Below are 16,327 nucleotides of genomic sequence, written 5' to 3' on the forward strand. Positions count from 1 at the left end.
GTGCTTGGCACCAAAGGCTCTGGGTGCGGTCAAAGCGCCCGATTACTGCGGGAATTTTCGCCCGCACAGAATTCAAACGCCGCAGGAGAGACTGGTAATGGCTCAGCAGGTGAGTGGTCGTCAACCGCGCTACAAGCGCATTCTGCTCAAACTTAGCGGCGAAGCGCTGATGGGCTCGGAAGATTTCGGCATCGACCCCAAGGTGCTCGATCGCATGGCCCTGGAAGTCGGCCAGCTGGTCGGCATCGGCGTGCAGGTCGGTCTGGTGATCGGCGGCGGCAACCTGTTCCGTGGCGCGGCCTTGAGTGCGGCGGGCATGGATCGGGTGACCGGCGACCATATGGGCATGCTGGCGACCGTGATGAACGCGCTGGCCATGCGCGATGCGCTGGAGCGCTCGAACATCCCGGCCATCGTCATGTCGGCGATCTCCATGGTCGGCGTGACCGATCACTACGATCGGCGCAAGGCGATGCGTCACCTGAAGACCGGCGAGGTGGTGATCTTTGCCGCCGGTACCGGCAATCCCTTCTTCACCACCGACTCGGCGGCCTGCCTGCGGGCCATCGAGGTCGATGCCGACGTCGTGTTGAAGGCGACCAAGGTCGATGGCGTATACACTGCCGATCCGTTCAAGGACCCGCATGCCGAGAAGTTCGAGCGCCTGACCTACGATGAGGTGCTCGACCGCAAGCTGGGGGTCATGGACCTGACGGCCATCTGCCTGTGTCGCGATCACCAGATGCCGCTGCGCGTTTTCAATATGAACAAGCCTGGCGCCCTGCTCAATGTGGTAGTCGGTGGCACCGAAGGCACTCTGATTGAGGAAGACAAGCAATGATCAACGAGATCAAGAAAGACGCCCAAGTGCGCATGCAGAAGAGCCTGGAATCCCTGGCCCATGCGTTTAGCCGTATCCGTACCGGCCAGGCTCATCCGAGCATCCTCGCCGGTGTCATGGTGCCCTATTACGGTACCGACACGCCGATCAATCAGGTCGCCAACGTGACCGTGAAGGACTCCCGCACCCTGCAGGTGGTGGCCTTCGAGCGCAACATGCTGGCGGCCGTGGACAAGGCGATCCAGAGCTCCGGTCTGGGCTTCAATCCGACCAACCTGGGTGAACTGCTGCTGGTGAGCATGCCGGCATTGACCGAGGAAACCCGCAAGGGCTTCACCAAGCAGGCGCGTGATGCCGCCGAAGACGCCCGTGTGGCGGTGCGCAACATTCGCCGTGACGCCCTGAGTCAGCTCAAGGATCTGGTCAAGGAGAAGGAAATCAGCGAGGACGAGGAGCGTCGCGCCGCCGATGAGGTGCAGAAGCTGACCGACAAGTTCGTCGCCGAAATCGACGCCGCGATGAAGCAGAAAGAAGCGGATCTGATGGCCGTCTGACGGTCAGGATATCGTCATGGAAAAGACCAGCCGCGGCGGCCAGTTAGCCGTGCCACGACACGTGGCGATCATCATGGACGGCAACAATCGCTGGGCGAGGAAGCGCTTGCTGCCTGGCGTGGCCGGGCACAAGGCGGGCGTCGACGCGGTGCGCGCGGTGATCGAGGTGTGCGCCGAGGCGGGGGTCGAGGTGCTGACCCTGTTTGCCTTCTCCAGTGAGAACTGGCAGCGTCCCGCCGACGAGGTGGGAGCGCTGATGGAGCTGTTTCTCGGCGCATTGCGCCGCGAGGCCAGGAAGCTCGACGAGAACGGCATCAGCCTGCGCATCATCGGCGATCGCTCGCGCTTTCATCCGGAACTGCAGGCGGCCATGCGCGAAGCCGAGGCGCAGACAGCCGGAGAGAAGCGCTTCATTCTGCAGATCGCCGCCAATTATGGCGGTCAGTGGGATATCGCCCAGGCCGCGCAACGCCTGGCTCGCGAGGTGCAGGGCGGGCATCTGCGGCCGGAGGACATCACTCCACAGCTGCTGCAGGGTTGCCTGGCGACCGGCGATCTGCCGCTGCCCGACCTGTGCATCCGTACGGGCGGCGAGCACCGCATCAGCAATTTCCTGCTATGGCAGCTGGCCTACAGCGAGCTGTACTTCTCCGACCTGTTCTGGCCGGACTTCAAGCACGAAGCCATGCGCAAGGCGCTGGCCGACTTCGCCAGGCGCCAGAGGCGCTTTGGTAGAACCAGTGAGCAGGTCGAAGCCGAGGCGCGCACTTAATGCTTAAACAACGAGTGATTACCGCGCTGGTGCTGTTGCCCATCGCGCTGGGCGGCTTTTTTCTGCTCGAGGGCGCGGCCTTTGCCCTGTTCATCGGCGCGGTGATCGGCTTGGGCGCCTGGGAGTGGGCGCGTCTCGCCGGGTTCGAAGGGCAGCCCCAGCGCGTCGCCTATGCGGCGCTGGTGGCGCTGTTGCTGTTCGGGCTGTACCACTTGCCCGGGCTGGCGGCTGGGGTTGTGGCGCTGGGCGTGCTCTGGTGGGGGCTGGCGACCCTGTTGGTTTTGGGTTACCCCGCCAGCAGTCGCTACTGGCAGGGCGCTGCGCGCAAGTTGCTGATCGGTCTGTTGATTCTGCTGCCGGCCTGGCAGGGCTTGGTGCTGTTCAAGCAGTGGCCGATGGCCAATGGCCTGATCCTGGCCGTGATGGTGCTGGTGTGGGCGGCCGATATCGGTGCCTATTTCTCCGGCAAGGCTTTTGGCAAGCGCAAGCTGGCCCCGCAGGTCAGTCCGGGCAAGAGCTGGGAGGGGCTGCTCGGCGGGTTGTTTGTCTGTCTGCTGTTGACCCTGGCGGTCGGGCTGTACCGCGGCTGGGGCGGCGCTTCGCTGTTGCTGGCCCTGGCGGGTGCCGTCGTGGTGGTGCTGATTTCGGTGGTCGGTGACCTGACCGAGAGCATGTTCAAGCGCCAATCCGGGGTCAAGGACAGCAGTAACCTGCTGCCCGGCCATGGCGGCGTGCTCGACCGTATCGACAGTCTGACTGCGGCGGTGCCGGTGTTTGCCGCGTTGCTGTGGCTGGCGGGCTGGGGGGTGCTGTGAGCGCCCCGCAGCAGGTCACCGTGCTGGGAGCCACCGGCTCCATTGGCCTCAGCACCCTCGATGTGATTGCCCGTCATCCCGAGCGCTATCGGGTCTTCGCCCTGTCGGGTCATAGCCGCATCGCCCAGCTCGAGGCCTTGTGCCTGCTCCATCGGCCGCGTTTCGCGGTGGTCGCCGATGAACACTCTGCCCGCCAGTTGCAGGGTGGCTTGCATGCCGCGGGATTGAGCACGCGGGTGCTCAGTGGCGAGGAGGGGCTGTGCCAGGTGGCCGGGCATGCGCAGGTGGATACCGTGATGGCGGCCATCGTCGGCGCGGCCGGACTCAAGCCGACCCTGGCGGCGGTCGAGGCCGGCAAGAAGGTGCTGCTGGCCAACAAGGAGGCGCTGGTGATGTCCGGCGCCTTGTTTATCGAGGCCGTACGCCGCAGTGGTGCGATCCTGTTGCCGATCGACAGCGAGCACAATGCGATTTTCCAGTGCCTGCCCGGCGATTATGGGCGCGGTCTGGAACAGGTCGGGGTGCGGCGCATCATGCTGACGGCCTCGGGTGGGCCGTTCCGCGAGACGCCGCTGGCTGAACTGGCGGCGGTTTCACCGGAGCAGGCCTGCGCTCACCCCAACTGGTCGATGGGGCGCAAGATCTCCGTGGATTCCGCGAGCATGATGAACAAGGGGCTGGAGCTGATCGAGGCCTGCTGGTTGTTCGATGCCCGACCGGAGCAGGTCGAGGTGGTGATTCATCCGCAGAGCGTGATCCATTCCCTGGTCGACTATGTCGACGGTTCGGTGCTGGCGCAGCTGGGCAATCCCGATATGCGCACGCCGATCAGCCACGCCCTGGCCTGGCCGCAGCGAATCGACTCGGGGGTGGCGCCGCTCGACTTGTTCGCCGTGGCGCGCCTGGACTTCCAGGCGCCCGATGAGCAGCGCTTTCCCTGCCTGCGTCTGGCCCGGGCGGCAGCCGAGGCCGGTGGTACTGCGCCGGCCATGCTCAATGCCGCCAACGAAGTGGCGGTGGCCGCCTTTCTCGACCGGCGCATTCGCTTCCCCGATATCGCGAGTATCATCGACCAGGTGCTGAACACAGAGCCGGTGGTTGCGGTCGAAAGCCTGGAAACGGTGTTGGCGGCCGACCTGCAGGCGCGTCAACTGGCCAGCCAATGGCTGAGTCGCCGTGGTTAAGCGGCGCGGAGAAGCCCTATGAGTACGCTGTATATGATTATCGGCACCCTGGTTGCGCTTGGGGTGCTGGTGACTTTCCATGAGTTCGGCCACTTCTGGGTGGCGCGGCGTTGCGGGGTCAAGGTCCTGCGCTTTTCGGTCGGCTTCGGCACGCCGCTGCTGCGCTGGCATGATCGCCAGGGCACCGAGTTCGTAATCGCCGCCATTCCCCTGGGCGGCTACGTCAAGATGCTCGATGAGCGCGAGGGCGAGGTGCCGCCCGCGCAGCTCGACCAGTCGTTCAATCGCAAGGATGTGCGCCAGCGGATTGCCATAGTGTCCGCCGGTCCCATCGCAAACTTCCTCCTCGCGTTGCTGTTCTTCTGGCTGGTGGCCATGCTCGGCAGCCTGCAGGTACGCCCGGTGATCGGCGCGGTCGAGAGCGGCAGCCTGGCCGCCCAGGCCGGTTTGCAGGCTGGCCAGGAGATCGTCGCGGTAAACGACGAACCGACCGGTGGTTGGGCGGCGGTCAATCTGCAGCTGGTGCGGCGGCTGGGGGAGAGTGGCAGCCTGCCGGTCACCGTGCGTGAGCCGGGCTCGACGCTCGAGAGTCCGCGGCACATCGTCCTGGCCGACTGGCTGCAGGGCGTCGATCAGCCGGACCCCATTGCTTCCCTGGGGATTCGGCCGTGGCGGCCGACCTTGGAGCCAGTGCTGGCGCAGCTGGACGACAAGGGCCCGGCCAAGGCCGCCGGGCTGCAAGTTGGCGACCGCATCCTGGCGCTGGATGACGAGGTACTCGAGGACTGGCAGCAGCTAGTCGATCGCGTGCGCGCCATGCCGGGCCAGGCCGTGCGCCTGCTGATCGAGCGCCAGGGGCATGAGCGCGAGATCGCCCTGACGCTTGCCGTGCGCGGCGAGGGCGAAGCGCGCAGCGGCTATCTCGGCGCTGGCGTGGCGGGGGGCGAATGGCCGCCCGAGATGCTCCGCGAAGTCAGCTTCGGGCCGCTCGAGGCGGTTGGCGAGGCGCTCTCGCGTACCTGGACCATGAGCCTGCTGACCCTTGATTCGTTGAGGAAAATGCTGTTCGGCGAGCTCTCGGTAAAAAACTTGAGCGGGCCGATAACCATTGCTAAAGTGGCGGGCGCTTCGGCTGAGTCGGGTCTGGGGGATTTCCTGAACTTCCTCGCCTACCTGAGCATAAGTCTGGGGGTTCTCAATTTGTTGCCAATCCCCGTGCTGGATGGGGGGCATCTGCTTTTTTATCTGGTCGAGTGGGCGCGCGGTCGTCCGCTGTCGGAACGGGTGCAGGGTTGGGGGATGCAGATCGGCATCAGCTTGGTGATAGGGGTGATGCTGCTGGCCCTGGTCAACGATCTCAGTCGGCTGTAATTGCTACTGAATTACAAATCTGTCGCCCCGAGCGACAGATTTTTTATTGTCAGTTGAAATAAGAAAGGACTTCATGAAACGTCTGCTGCTACCTGCGGTGCTTGCCGCATTGATGATCGCCGAAGTTCACGCCGAGTCCTTCACTATCTCCGATATTCGCGTCAACGGCCTCCAGCGGGTCTCCGCCGGCAGCGTGTTCGGTGCCTTGCCGCTGAATGTCGGCGAGCAGGTCGATGACCGCAGCCTGGTGGAAGCCACTCGCGAACTGTTCAAGACCGGTTTCTTCCAGGATATCCAGTTGGGTCGCGATGGCGACGTGCTGGTCATCACCCTGGTGGAGCGCCCGTCTATCTCCAGCATCGAGATCGACGGCAACAAGGCAATCACCAGCGAAGACCTGCTCAAGGGGCTCAACCAATCCGGCCTGGCGGAAGGCGAGATCTTCCAGCGGGCGACCCTCGAAGGTGTGCGCAACGAGTTGCAGCGCCAGTACGTGGCCCAGGGTCGCTACTCCGCGGAGATCGAGACCGAAGTGATTCCGCAGCCGCGCAACCGCGTGGCGTTGAAGATCAATATCAATGAAGGCTCGGTCGCGGCCATTCAGCATATCAACGTGGTGGGTAACAGCGTCTTCGCCGACGAAGACCTGATCGACCTGTTCGAGCTGAAAACCAGCAACTGGCTGTCGTTCTTCAAGAATGATGACAAGTATGCCCGGGAAAAACTTTCCGGCGACTTGGAGCGCCTGCGTTCCTACTATCTGGACCGCGGCTACATCAACATGGATATCTCTTCCACTCAGGTGTCCATCACCCCCGACAAGAAGCACGTCTACATCACGGTCAACGTCGATGAGGGGCAGAAGTACAGCGTGCGTGAAGTCAAGCTGGCCGGCGATCTGAAGGTGCCGGAGGAGGACATTCGCAGCCTGCTGCTGGTCAAGGAAGGCCAGGTGTTCTCGCGCAAGGTGATGACCACCACGTCTGAGCTGATCACCCGTCGCCTGGGTAACGAAGGCTATACCTTTGCCAACGTCAACGGCGTTCCAGAAGCCCATGACGAAGATGGCACGGTCTCCATCACCTTCGTCGTCGACCCGGGCAAGCGCGCCTACGTCAACCGCATCAACTTCCGTGGCAACACCAAGACCGAAGACGAAGTGCTGCGTCGGGAAATGCGCCAGATGGAAGGCGGTTGGGCCTCGACCTACCTGATCGACCAGTCCAAGACCCGCCTGGAGCGTCTCGGCTACTTCAAGGAAGTCAACGTCGAAACCCCGCCGGTGCCGGGCAGCGATGACCAGATCGACGTCAATTACAGCGTCGAGGAACAGGCTTCCGGCTCGATCACCGCCAGCGTTGGCTTCGCCCAGAACGCCGGCCTGATCCTTGGCGGCTCGATCAGCCAGAGCAACTTCCTCGGTACCGGCAACAAGGTCAGCGTCGGCCTGAATCGCAGCGAGTACCAGACCAGCTACAACTTCGGCTTCGTCGATCCCTACTGGACGGCGGATGGCGTCAGCCTGGGTTACAACGCCTTCTACCGCACCACCGACTATGACGAGCTCGATACTCAGGTCTCCAGCTTCGCGGTGGACAGTCTCGGTGCAGGTGTGAGCATCGGTTATCCCATCAGCGAAACCTCGCGCCTGACCTATGGCCTGACCGTCCAGCAGGACACGCTCAATACCGGTGTCTTCACTGTCGACGAGATCTTCAAGTTCATCGAGCAGGAAGGCGACAACTACCTGAACCTCAAGGCCTCGGTGGGCTGGTCGGAGTCGACCCTGAACCGTGGCGTGCTGGCGACGCGTGGCCATTCTCAGAGTCTGGTGTTTGAAACCACTGTGCCGGGCAGCGACCTGTCGTTCTACAAGGTCGACTACCGTGGACAGATCTTCAAGCCGCTGAGCAACACCTATACCCTGCGCCTGCACACCCAGCTGGGCTACGGCGACAGCTACGGCTCCACCGCCGAGTTGCCGTTCTACGAGAACTACTACGCCGGCGGTTTCAATTCGGTGCGTGGTTTCGACGACAGCAGCCTGGGGCCGCGCAGTACGCCGAGCAAGGGAACCAATCCAGGAACCCAGCTTGATCCCGATCAGGATCCGCTGCCCTTCGGCGGTAACGTGCTGGTTCAGGGTGGTGTCGAGCTGCTGTTCCCGATGCCCTTCGTCAAGGATCAACGTTCGCTGCGTACAGCACTGTTCTGGGATGTGGGTAACGTCTTCGACACCAGCTGTGGCAAGACCCAGACCAGTTGTCATGGCATCGATGCTGGCGAGCTGGCCAGCTCCGTCGGTGTCGGCCTGACCTGGATCACCGCGCTGGGGCCCTTGAGCTTCAGTCTGGCGATGCCGGTGGTCAAGCCAGACGACGCCGACACCCAGGTATTCCAGTTCTCCCTCGGCCAGACCTTCTAAGCGGCTGGCCTCTGAACAACAACGGTTTTTTGCAGGAGTTGCATCGTGCGTAAGTTGACTCAACTGGTTCTGTTAAGTGCGGCCCTGCTGGCGATGCCGGCCTTCGCCGAAATGAAGGTGGCGGTGCTCAACTATCAAATGGCGCTGCTCGAGTCCGATGCGGCCAAGCGTTACGCCGTGGATGCCGAGAAGAAGTTTGGCCCGCAGCTGAACAAGCTCAAGACCCTGGAAGGCGACGCCAAGCGCATCCAGGATCGCCTGGTCAAGGACGGCGAGAAGATGCAGACCGCCGAACGCGAGCGCCTGGAGCTGGAATTCAAGCAGAAGGCCCGTGATTTCCAGTTCCAGTCCAAGGAGCTGAACGAAGCCAAGGCCATAGCCGATCGCGACATGCTGAAGAAGCTCAAGCCGAACCTGGACAAGGCAGTCGAGGAAGTGATCAAGAAGGGCAACTACGACCTGGTGCTCGAGCGTGGCGCAGTGATCGATGTCAAACCCCAATTCGACATCACGCTGCAGGTCATCGAGCGCATGAATCAGATGCGTTGAGCATGAAGGCGCCGCTCTTTACCCTCGGTCAGTTGGCCGAGCGCCTGGGCGCCACCCTGCGTGGCGCCGAAGGCAAGCCGATCAGTGGCCTGGCGACCTTGCAGGAAGCCGGCCCGGATCAGCTGAGCTTTCTGGCCAATCCGCAATACCGCAAGTACCTGGCTGACTGCCAGGCCGGCGCCGTGCTGCTGACCGCAGCCGACGCCGAGGGGTTCGCCGGCGACGCCCTGATCGTCGCCAATCCCTACCTGGCCTACGCCGAGATCTCCCATCTGTTCGACCGCAAGCCGCAGCGGCTCGCCGGCGTGCATCCGACCGCATCGATTGCCGCGGACGCGCAGATCGACGCCAGCGCCAGCATCGGCGCCTACGTGGTGGTCGAAAGCGGTGCGCAGATCGGCGCCGGCGTGACCCTGGGCGCGCACTGCGTGGTCGGCGCGCGTTCGGTCATCGGTGAGGGCGGTTGGCTGGCGCCACGGGTGACCCTGTATCACGACGTGCGCATCGGCAAGCGGGTGGTGATCCAGTCGGGCGCGGTGATCGGCGGCGAGGGCTTCGGCTTCGCCAACGAGAAGGGTGTCTGGCAGAAGATCGCGCAGATCGGCGGGGTGCTGATCGGCGATGATGTCGAGATCGGCGCCAATACCACCATCGACCGCGGCGCGCTGGCCGACACCCTGATCGGCAACGGCGTGAAGCTGGATAACCAGATCATGATCGCGCACAACGTGCAGATCGGCGACAACACGGCCATGGCCGGCTGTGCGGGCATTTCCGGCAGCACCAAGATCGGCAAGAACTGCATGATCGCCGGCGGCGTGGGCATGGTGGGGCATATCGAGGTCTGCGACGGGGTGTTTGTCACCGGCATGACCATGGTCACCCGCTCTATCACCGAACCTGGCTCCTATTCCTCCGGTACGGCCATGCAGCCGGCCGGGGAATGGAGGAAGAGTGCGGCACGCATTCGTCAGTTGGACGAGATGGCACGGCGTCTGAAAGAACTGGAAAAACAGTTGGCGGCCGTGACCTCGGGCGGCAATGCCTCATCTGATGCCTGAGCCCGGCGGACGCCGGCTCCCCTCTTTTTACTACAGGCTTCTCTGGACATGATGGACATCAACGAAATTCGCGAATACCTGCCGCATCGCTATCCGTTCCTGCTGGTGGACCGGGTCGCCGAGCTGGATGTTGAAGGCAAGTGCATTCGTGCCTATAAGAATGTCAGCATCAATGAGCCGTTCTTCAACGGGCATTTTCCCGAGCATCCGATCATGCCTGGTGTGTTGATCATCGAAGCCATGGCCCAGGCCGCCGGTATCCTGGGCTTCAAGATGATGGGGGCCAGGCCTTCCGATGGTACGCTGTACTACTTCGTCGGCTCGGACAAGCTGCGCTTCCGCCAGCCCGTGGTGCCCGGTGATCAGCTGATGCTCGAGGCCAGGTTCCTCAGCACCAAGCGAGGCATCTGGAAGTTCGAGTGCCAGGCCACCGTCGATGGCAAGGAAGTCTGCTCGGCCGAGATCATCTGTGCGGAACGCAAACTATGAGTTTGATTGACCCTCGCGCCATCATCGACCCCAGCGCCAAGCTGGCGGACGACGTGGTCGTCGGTCCCTGGTCGATTGTCGGCGCCGATGTGGAAATCGGCGCGGGCACGGTGATCGGCCCGCATGTGGTGCTCAAGGGGCCGACCCGGATCGGTGAGCACAATCGCATCTTCCAGTTTTCCTCGATCGGTGAAGACACGCCCGACCTGAAGTACAAGGGCGAACCCACGCGCCTGGTGATTGGCGACCACAACGTGATTCGCGAAGGGGTCAGCATCCACCGTGGCACGGTGCAGGATCGCAGCGAAACCACCATCGGCGATCACAATCTGATCATGGCCTACGCGCATATCGGCCACGACAGTGTCATTGCCAACCATTGCATTCTGGTGAACAACACCGCTCTGGCCGGGCATGTCCATGTCGGCGACTGGGCGATTCTCTCCGGCTACACCCTGGTGCATCAGTACTGCCATATCGGCGCGCACAGCTTCTCCGGCATGGGTACGGCCATCGGCAAGGATGTACCGGCCTATGTCACGGTCTTCGGCAACCCCGCCGAGGCACGCAGCATGAACTTCGAAGGCATGCGCCGTCGCGGTTTCAGCACCGAGGCCATCGCCGCGCTGCGGCGTGCCTACAAGACCGTGTATCGCCAGGGACTGACGGTCGAGCAGGCGCTGGCCGAGCTGGCCGAGCCTTCGGCGCAGTTCCCCGAGGTCGCGCTGTTTCGCGACTCGATCCAGGCCTCGAAACGCGGCATCACCCGTTAATCCATGACTCAGGTATTGCGCGTCGCACTGGTGGCTGGCGAAGCCTCGGGTGACATTCTCGGTGTCGGCCTGATGCAGGCGCTTAAGGCGCGGCATCCTCGGGTCGAGTTCATCGGCATCGGCGGGCCACGGATGGAAGCCGAGGGGCTGAAGTCCTACTTCCCCATGGAGCGCCTGGCGGTGATGGGGCTGGTCGAGGTGCTCGGCCGCCTGCCGGAGTTGCTGGCGCGCCGCCGACGCCTGCTGCGTGATCTGATTGCCGCCAGGCCGGACGTGTTCATCGGCATCGATGCCCCGGACTTCAACCTCGATCTCGAGCTCAAGCTGCGTCGCGCCGGGATCAAGACCGTGCACTATGTCAGCCCCTCGGTCTGGGCCTGGCGGCAGAAGCGGGTATTGAAGATCCGTCAGGGCTGCGACCTGATGCTGACCCTGTTCCCCTTCGAGGCGCAGTTCTACGACGCTCAGCAGGTGCCGGTGCGTTTCGTCGGTCACCCCCTGGCCGATGCCATCCCCCTGGACGCCGATCGTGCAGCGGCGCGCCTGGCCCTCGACCTTCCCGTCGATGGTCCGGTGGTGGCCCTGCTGCCGGGCAGCCGCGGCGGCGAGGTGGCGCGCCTGGGCGCTCTGTTCCTCGATGCCGCCTCGCGCCTTCGGGCCCTGCGTCCCGGCATTCGCTTCGTGCTGCCCAGCGCCAGTCCCGAGCGGCGTGCCCAGCTCGAGCAGATGTTGGTAGGCAGGGACCTGCCTCTGACCCTGCTCGACGGCCGTTCCCACGAGGCGTTGGCCGCCTGCGACGCGGTGCTGATCGCCTCCGGTACCGCGACCCTGGAGGCGCTGCTGTACAAGCGGCCGATGGTGGTGGCCTACCGGGTCGCGCCGTTGACCTACCGGATACTCAAGCGCCTGGTAAAGAGCCCCTATATCTCATTGCCCAATCTGCTGGCCGAGCGCCTCTTGGTGCCCGAGCTGATCCAGGACGCGGCCACTCCCGAGGCCCTGGCCCAGCACGTGGCGCCGCTACTGGGAGACGGCGAGGTGCAGACCGAAAGCTTCGACCTGATCCATCGCGCGCTGCGCCGTGACGCGTCCGCCCAGGCCGCCGATGCCGTGCTCAATCTGGTCGGACGCGCCTGATGCAGCTGGGGCTGGATTTCACCCAGGTGCAGGAGCTGGTCGCCGGCGTCGACGAGGTCGGCCGTGGCCCGCTGTGCGGCGCGGTGGTCACCGCGGCGGTGATTCTCGACCCGCAGCGACCGATCGTCGGCCTGAACGACTCGAAGAAGCTCACTGAGGCGCGACGCGAGCGGTTGTTCGAGGAGATTCAGGAGAAGGCCCTGGCCTGGTGTGTCGCCCGCGCCGAGGTCGAGGAGATCGATCGGCTGAATATCCTGCAGGCCACCATGCTGGCCATGCAGCGCGCGGTCGAAGGGCTGAGCGTCAGGCCCAGGCTGGCCCTGATCGACGGTAATCGCTGTCCGCGCCTGCAGGTGCCGAGCGCCGCCGTGGTCAAGGGCGACAGCCAGGTGCCGGCGATCGCCGCCGCGTCGATCCTGGCCAAGGTCAGTCGCGATCGCGAGATGCAGCAGCTCGACCTGCTGTACCCCGGCTACGGCATCGCCGGGCACAAGGGCTATCCCACCCCGACCCACCTGGAGGCCCTGCGCCGTCTGGGGCCGACACCGATACACCGGCGCTCCTTCGCCCCGGTTCGCGCACTGCTGGAGCCCTGAGGGCGTCTACGCGCCGCTCGCGGGCCAGGCGCCTGCGGTCAGCTGAGCCGGGTTGCGCGTCTCTGGTCTTTATCCCCGAGCCCGGTACAATCCGGGCCTTGTCGTTTTCGTGTTCTGCATAGGCTTGCCATGACCGTTTCCTTCGTCCACCTGCGTCTGCATTCCGAGTACTCCCTGGTCGACGGCCTGGTGCGGGTCAAGCCGCTGATCAAGGCCACCGCAGGCGCCGGTATGCCGGCGGTGGCGATTACCGACATGAGCAACATGTGCGCCCTGGTGAAGTTCTACAAGGCAGCCATGGGCGCCGGGATCAAGCCGATCTGCGGCGCCGACATCTGGCTGGCCAGTCCCGACGAGGACGGCCCCCTGAGCCGCATGACCCTGCTGGCGATGAACGCCAAGGGGTATCGCAACCTCACCGAGCTGATCTCGCGCGGCTGGATGGAGGGGCAGAGCAACGACCTGGTGATCATCCAGCGCGACTGGGTCAAGGCCGCCTCCGAGGGCCTTATCGCCCTGTCCGGGGCGAAGGAGGGCGAGGTCGGGCATGCCCTGCTCGAGGGCGATCAGGCTGAGGCCGAGGCGCGGCTGCGCGAGTGGCTGGAGGTCTTTCCCGGGCGCTTCTACCTGGAGGTGCAGCGCACCAACCGGGTCAACGACGAGGAACACCTGCATGCCGCCGTCGCCCTGGGCGAGCGGCTCGGTGCGCCCCTGGTGGCGACCAACGACGTGCGCTTCATCAAGCAGGAAGACTTCGCCGCCCACGAGACCCGCGTGTGCATCGGCGAAGGCCGCTCCCTGGACGATCCGCGGCGCCTGCGTACCTATTCGGACCAGCAGTACCTGAAGACCCCGGAAGAGATGTGGGAGCTGTTCAGCGACCTGCCCGAAGCGCTGGAAAACTCGGTGGAGATCGCCAGGCGCTGCAACATCGAGGTCCAGCTCGGCACCTACTTCCTGCCGAACTTCCCGATCCCCGATGGCATGACCATGGACGAGTACTTCCGCAAGGTCTCCTTCGATGGCCTGGAAGAGCGTTTGGCCGTGCTGCTGCCGCCGGACACGCCGGACTACGAGGCGAAGAAGCAGGTCTATGTCGATCGCCTGAACTTCGAGCTGGACATCATCATCCAGATGGGATTTCCCGGCTACTTCCTCATCGTTATGGACTTCATCCAGTGGGCGAAGAACAACGGCGTGCCGGTCGGCCCGGGGCGGGGCTCGGGCGCTGGCTCGTTGGTGGCCTATGTACAGAAGATCACCGACCTCGATCCGCTTGCCTACGACCTGCTGTTCGAGCGCTTCCTCAACCCCGAGCGGGTGTCGATGCCCGACTTCGACGTCGACTTCTGCATGGACGGCCGCGACCGGGTGATCGACTACGTCGCCGAGAAATACGGGCGCAACGCGGTGAGTCAGATCATCACCTTCGGCTCCATGGCGGCCAAGGCGGTGGTCCGCGACGTGGCCCGGGCCCAGGGCAAGTCCTATGGCCTGGCCGATCGCCTGTCGAAGATGATCCCCTTCGAGGTCGGCATGACCCTGGAGAAGGCCTACGAGCAGGAGGAAGCGCTGCGCGACTTCCTCAAGGTCGATGAGGAGGCCGCGGAAATCTGGGAGATGTCGCTCAAGCTCGAGGGCATCACCCGCGGTACCGGCAAGCACGCCGGTGGCGTGGTGATCGCGCCGACCAAGCTCACCGACTTCTCGCCGATCGCCTGTGACGAAGAGGGCGGTGGCCTGGTGACCCAGTTCGACAAGGACGATGTCGAGGCCGCCGGCCTGGTCAAGTTCGACTTCCTCGGCCTGCGTACCCTGACCATCATCAAGTGGGCGATGGAAACGATCAACCGCGAGCAGGCCAAGAAGAATCTTCCGCCGCTGAACATCGACTTCATCCCGCTGGATGACAAGCCGACCTTCCAGATGCTGCAGAAAGCCGAGACCACCGCGGTGTTCCAGCTCGAATCGCGCGGGATGAAGGAGCTGATCAAGAAGCTCAAGCCCGACTGCTTGGAAGACCTCATCGCCCTGGTGGCGCTGTTCCGCCCCGGCCCGCTGCAGTCGGGCATGGTCGACGACTTCATCAACCGCAAGCACGGCCGCGCCGAGCTGGCCTACCCGCACCCGGACTACCAGTACGAAGGCCTCAAGCCGGTGCTGGCGCCGACCTACGGCATCATCCTGTATCAGGAACAGGTGATGCAGATCGCCCAGGTCATGGCCGGCTACACCCTAGGCGGCGCCGACATGCTGCGCCGCGCCATGGGCAAGAAGAAACCCGAGGAGATGGCCAAGCAGCGCGGCGGCTTTATCGAGGGCTGCGCCAACAACGGCATCGACGCCGACCTGGCGGGCAACATCTTCGACCTGGTGGAAAAGTTCGCCGGCTACGGCTTCAATAAGTCGCACTCGGCCGCCTACGGCCTGGTTTCCTACCAGACCGCCTGGCTCAAGGCCCATCACCCGGCGCCGTTCATGGCCGCGGTGCTCTCGGCGGACATGCATAACACCGACAAGGTGGTGACCCTGATCGAGGAGTGCCGCAGCATGAAGCTGCGCCTCGACGCGCCGGACGTGAACACTTCGGACTTCAAGTTCACCGTCAACGATGACGGCCGTATCGTCTACGGCCTCGGTGCGATCAAGGGGGTCGGCGAGGGGCCGGTGGAGGCCATCGTCGAGTCGCGTCGCGAGGGCCCGTTCAAGGACCTGTTCGATTTCTGTTCGCGGGTCGACCTCAAGCGCATCAACAAGCGCACCCTCGAGGCGCTGATCCGCAGCGGCGCCCTGGATCGCCTGGGTCCGCATTTTCATGACGAGATCAAGGCCTACCACGCCAACATCGATCGCAACCGCGCGGTGCTGCTGGCGGCCATGGAAGAGGCGGTGCAGGCCGCCGAACAGACCGCGCGCAGCCACGACAGTGGCCACATGGACCTGTTCGGCGGGGTCTTCGCCGATGCCGAGACCGACGTCTACGCCAACCATCTAAAGGCTCGCGAGTTGACCCTCAAGGAGCGTCTGAAGGGCGAGAAGGATACCCTCGGCCTGTACCTGACTGGTCATCCGATTGACGAGTACGAGGGCGAGGTGCGCCGATTCGCCCGCCAGCGCATCGTCGACCTCAAGCCGGCCCGTGACAGCCAGACGGTGGCTGGGCTGATCGTCGCCCTGCGGGTGATGAAGAACAAGAAGGGCGACAAGATGGGCTTCATCACCCTCGACGACCGTTCTGGACGGATCGAGGCCTCGCTGTTCGCCGACGCCTTCGCCGGCGCCCAGGCGCTGCTGCAGACCGACGCCCTGGTGGTGGTCGAGGGCGAGGTGAGCAACGACGACTTCTCCGGCGGCCTGCGCCTGCGTGCCAAGCGTGTGATGAGCCTGGAGGAGGCGCGCACCGGCCTGGCCGAAAGCCTGCGCCTGAAGGTCGCCAGCGCGACCCTCAAGGGCGACCGCCTGCGCTGGCTGGCCGAGCTGTGCAGCCGTCATCGCGGCGCCTGCCCGATCACCCTCGATTACACTGGCGAGGAGGCCAAGGCGCTGCTGCAGTTCGGCGAAAGCTGGCGAATCGACCCGGCCGACAGCCTGATTCAGGCATTGCGTGACCAGTTCGGGCGAGACAACGTCTTCCTGCACTACCGCTGATAGACGAGGCCGCGCCTCGCCAGTTGGCCCGACACACTATTGGGTGTCGACCTCGATGCGCCTGATCCCTTAAGGTAGGGCGCGAAACGGATACAGCTCCCCGGCCGCTTGG

At 64.1% G+C, this 16,327-nt stretch carries 14 protein-coding genes; all 14 read left to right on the forward strand.

Annotated features, from left to right (window positions below):
* Window positions 1-97 precede the first annotated feature (97 nt).
* The 14 genes from pyrH (at window position 98) to dnaE (ending at window position 16,215) form a co-directional block, all read left to right on the forward strand.
* Entirely contained in the window at window positions 98-841 is a 744-nt protein-coding gene (gene pyrH, locus ACSX1D_RS05175) for a UMP kinase (protein WP_208708791.1), read from the forward strand.
* Window positions 838-1,395: a ribosome recycling factor gene (gene frr, locus ACSX1D_RS05180; protein WP_208708792.1), complete on the forward strand. Its 558-nt coding sequence runs from the start codon at window positions 838-840 to the stop codon at window positions 1,393-1,395. The genes pyrH and frr overlap by 4 nt, the downstream gene beginning before the upstream one ends.
* Before the next feature lie 16 nt (window positions 1,396-1,411).
* Window positions 1,412-2,167 carry a polyprenyl diphosphate synthase gene (uppS, locus tag ACSX1D_RS05185; RefSeq protein WP_439861270.1) on the forward strand — a complete coding sequence of 252 codons (756 nt, stop codon included), beginning with the start codon at window positions 1,412-1,414 and terminating at the stop codon, window positions 2,165-2,167.
* Window positions 2,167-2,982: a phosphatidate cytidylyltransferase gene (locus tag ACSX1D_RS05190; RefSeq protein ID WP_439861271.1), complete on the forward strand. Its 816-nt coding sequence runs from the start codon at window positions 2,167-2,169 to the stop codon at window positions 2,980-2,982. Before uppS ends, ACSX1D_RS05190 begins: the two co-directional genes overlap by 1 nt.
* The gene (ispC, locus tag ACSX1D_RS05195; RefSeq protein ID WP_439861272.1) at window positions 2,979-4,166 is read left to right on the forward strand and encodes a 1-deoxy-D-xylulose-5-phosphate reductoisomerase; all 1,188 of its coding nucleotides are present in this window, start codon (window positions 2,979-2,981) and stop codon (window positions 4,164-4,166) included. Before ACSX1D_RS05190 ends, ispC begins: the two co-directional genes overlap by 4 nt.
* 18 nt (window positions 4,167-4,184) lie before the next feature.
* Window positions 4,185-5,537 (forward strand): sigma E protease regulator RseP, encoded by a 1,353-nt coding sequence (rseP, locus tag ACSX1D_RS05200; protein ID WP_439861273.1) that lies wholly within the window; start codon window positions 4,185-4,187, stop codon window positions 5,535-5,537.
* A 73-nt stretch (window positions 5,538-5,610) separates the two neighbouring features.
* Window positions 5,611-7,962, forward strand: coding sequence for an outer membrane protein assembly factor BamA (gene bamA, locus ACSX1D_RS05205; protein ID WP_439861274.1), 2,352 nt, complete (start codon window positions 5,611-5,613; stop codon window positions 7,960-7,962).
* A gap of 45 nt (window positions 7,963-8,007) precedes the next feature.
* Window positions 8,008-8,511 carry an OmpH family outer membrane protein gene (locus ACSX1D_RS05210; protein ID WP_208708798.1) on the forward strand — a complete coding sequence of 168 codons (504 nt, stop codon included), beginning with the start codon at window positions 8,008-8,010 and terminating at the stop codon, window positions 8,509-8,511.
* A 2-nt stretch (window positions 8,512-8,513) separates the two neighbouring features.
* Window positions 8,514-9,572, forward strand: coding sequence for a UDP-3-O-(3-hydroxymyristoyl)glucosamine N-acyltransferase (gene lpxD / locus ACSX1D_RS05215; RefSeq protein WP_208708799.1), 1,059 nt, complete (start codon window positions 8,514-8,516; stop codon window positions 9,570-9,572).
* 48 nt (window positions 9,573-9,620) lie between these two features.
* On the forward strand, window positions 9,621-10,061 hold the full coding sequence (gene fabZ, locus ACSX1D_RS05220) for a 3-hydroxyacyl-ACP dehydratase FabZ (RefSeq protein ID WP_439861275.1): 441 nt from the start codon (window positions 9,621-9,623) through the stop codon (window positions 10,059-10,061).
* Entirely contained in the window at window positions 10,058-10,834 is a 777-nt protein-coding gene (gene lpxA / locus ACSX1D_RS05225; RefSeq protein WP_208708801.1) for an acyl-ACP--UDP-N-acetylglucosamine O-acyltransferase, read from the forward strand. Before fabZ ends, lpxA begins: the two co-directional genes overlap by 4 nt.
* 3 nt (window positions 10,835-10,837) lie before the next feature.
* Window positions 10,838-11,971 (forward strand): lipid-A-disaccharide synthase, encoded by a 1,134-nt coding sequence (gene lpxB, locus ACSX1D_RS05230; RefSeq protein ID WP_439861276.1) that lies wholly within the window; start codon window positions 10,838-10,840, stop codon window positions 11,969-11,971.
* On the forward strand, window positions 11,971-12,567 hold the full coding sequence (gene rnhB / locus ACSX1D_RS05235) for a ribonuclease HII (protein ID WP_439861277.1): 597 nt from the start codon (window positions 11,971-11,973) through the stop codon (window positions 12,565-12,567). Before lpxB ends, rnhB begins: the two co-directional genes overlap by 1 nt.
* Window positions 12,568-12,696: 129 nt before the next feature.
* Window positions 12,697-16,215 carry a DNA polymerase III subunit alpha gene (gene dnaE / locus ACSX1D_RS05240; RefSeq protein ID WP_439861278.1) on the forward strand — a complete coding sequence of 1,173 codons (3,519 nt, stop codon included), beginning with the start codon at window positions 12,697-12,699 and terminating at the stop codon, window positions 16,213-16,215.
* Window positions 16,216-16,327 lie beyond the last annotated feature (112 nt).

It is taken from the genome of Pseudomonas sp. MBLB4136, from assembly GCF_051904765.1.
Lineage (GTDB): Bacteria > Pseudomonadota > Gammaproteobacteria > Pseudomonadales > Pseudomonadaceae > Aquipseudomonas.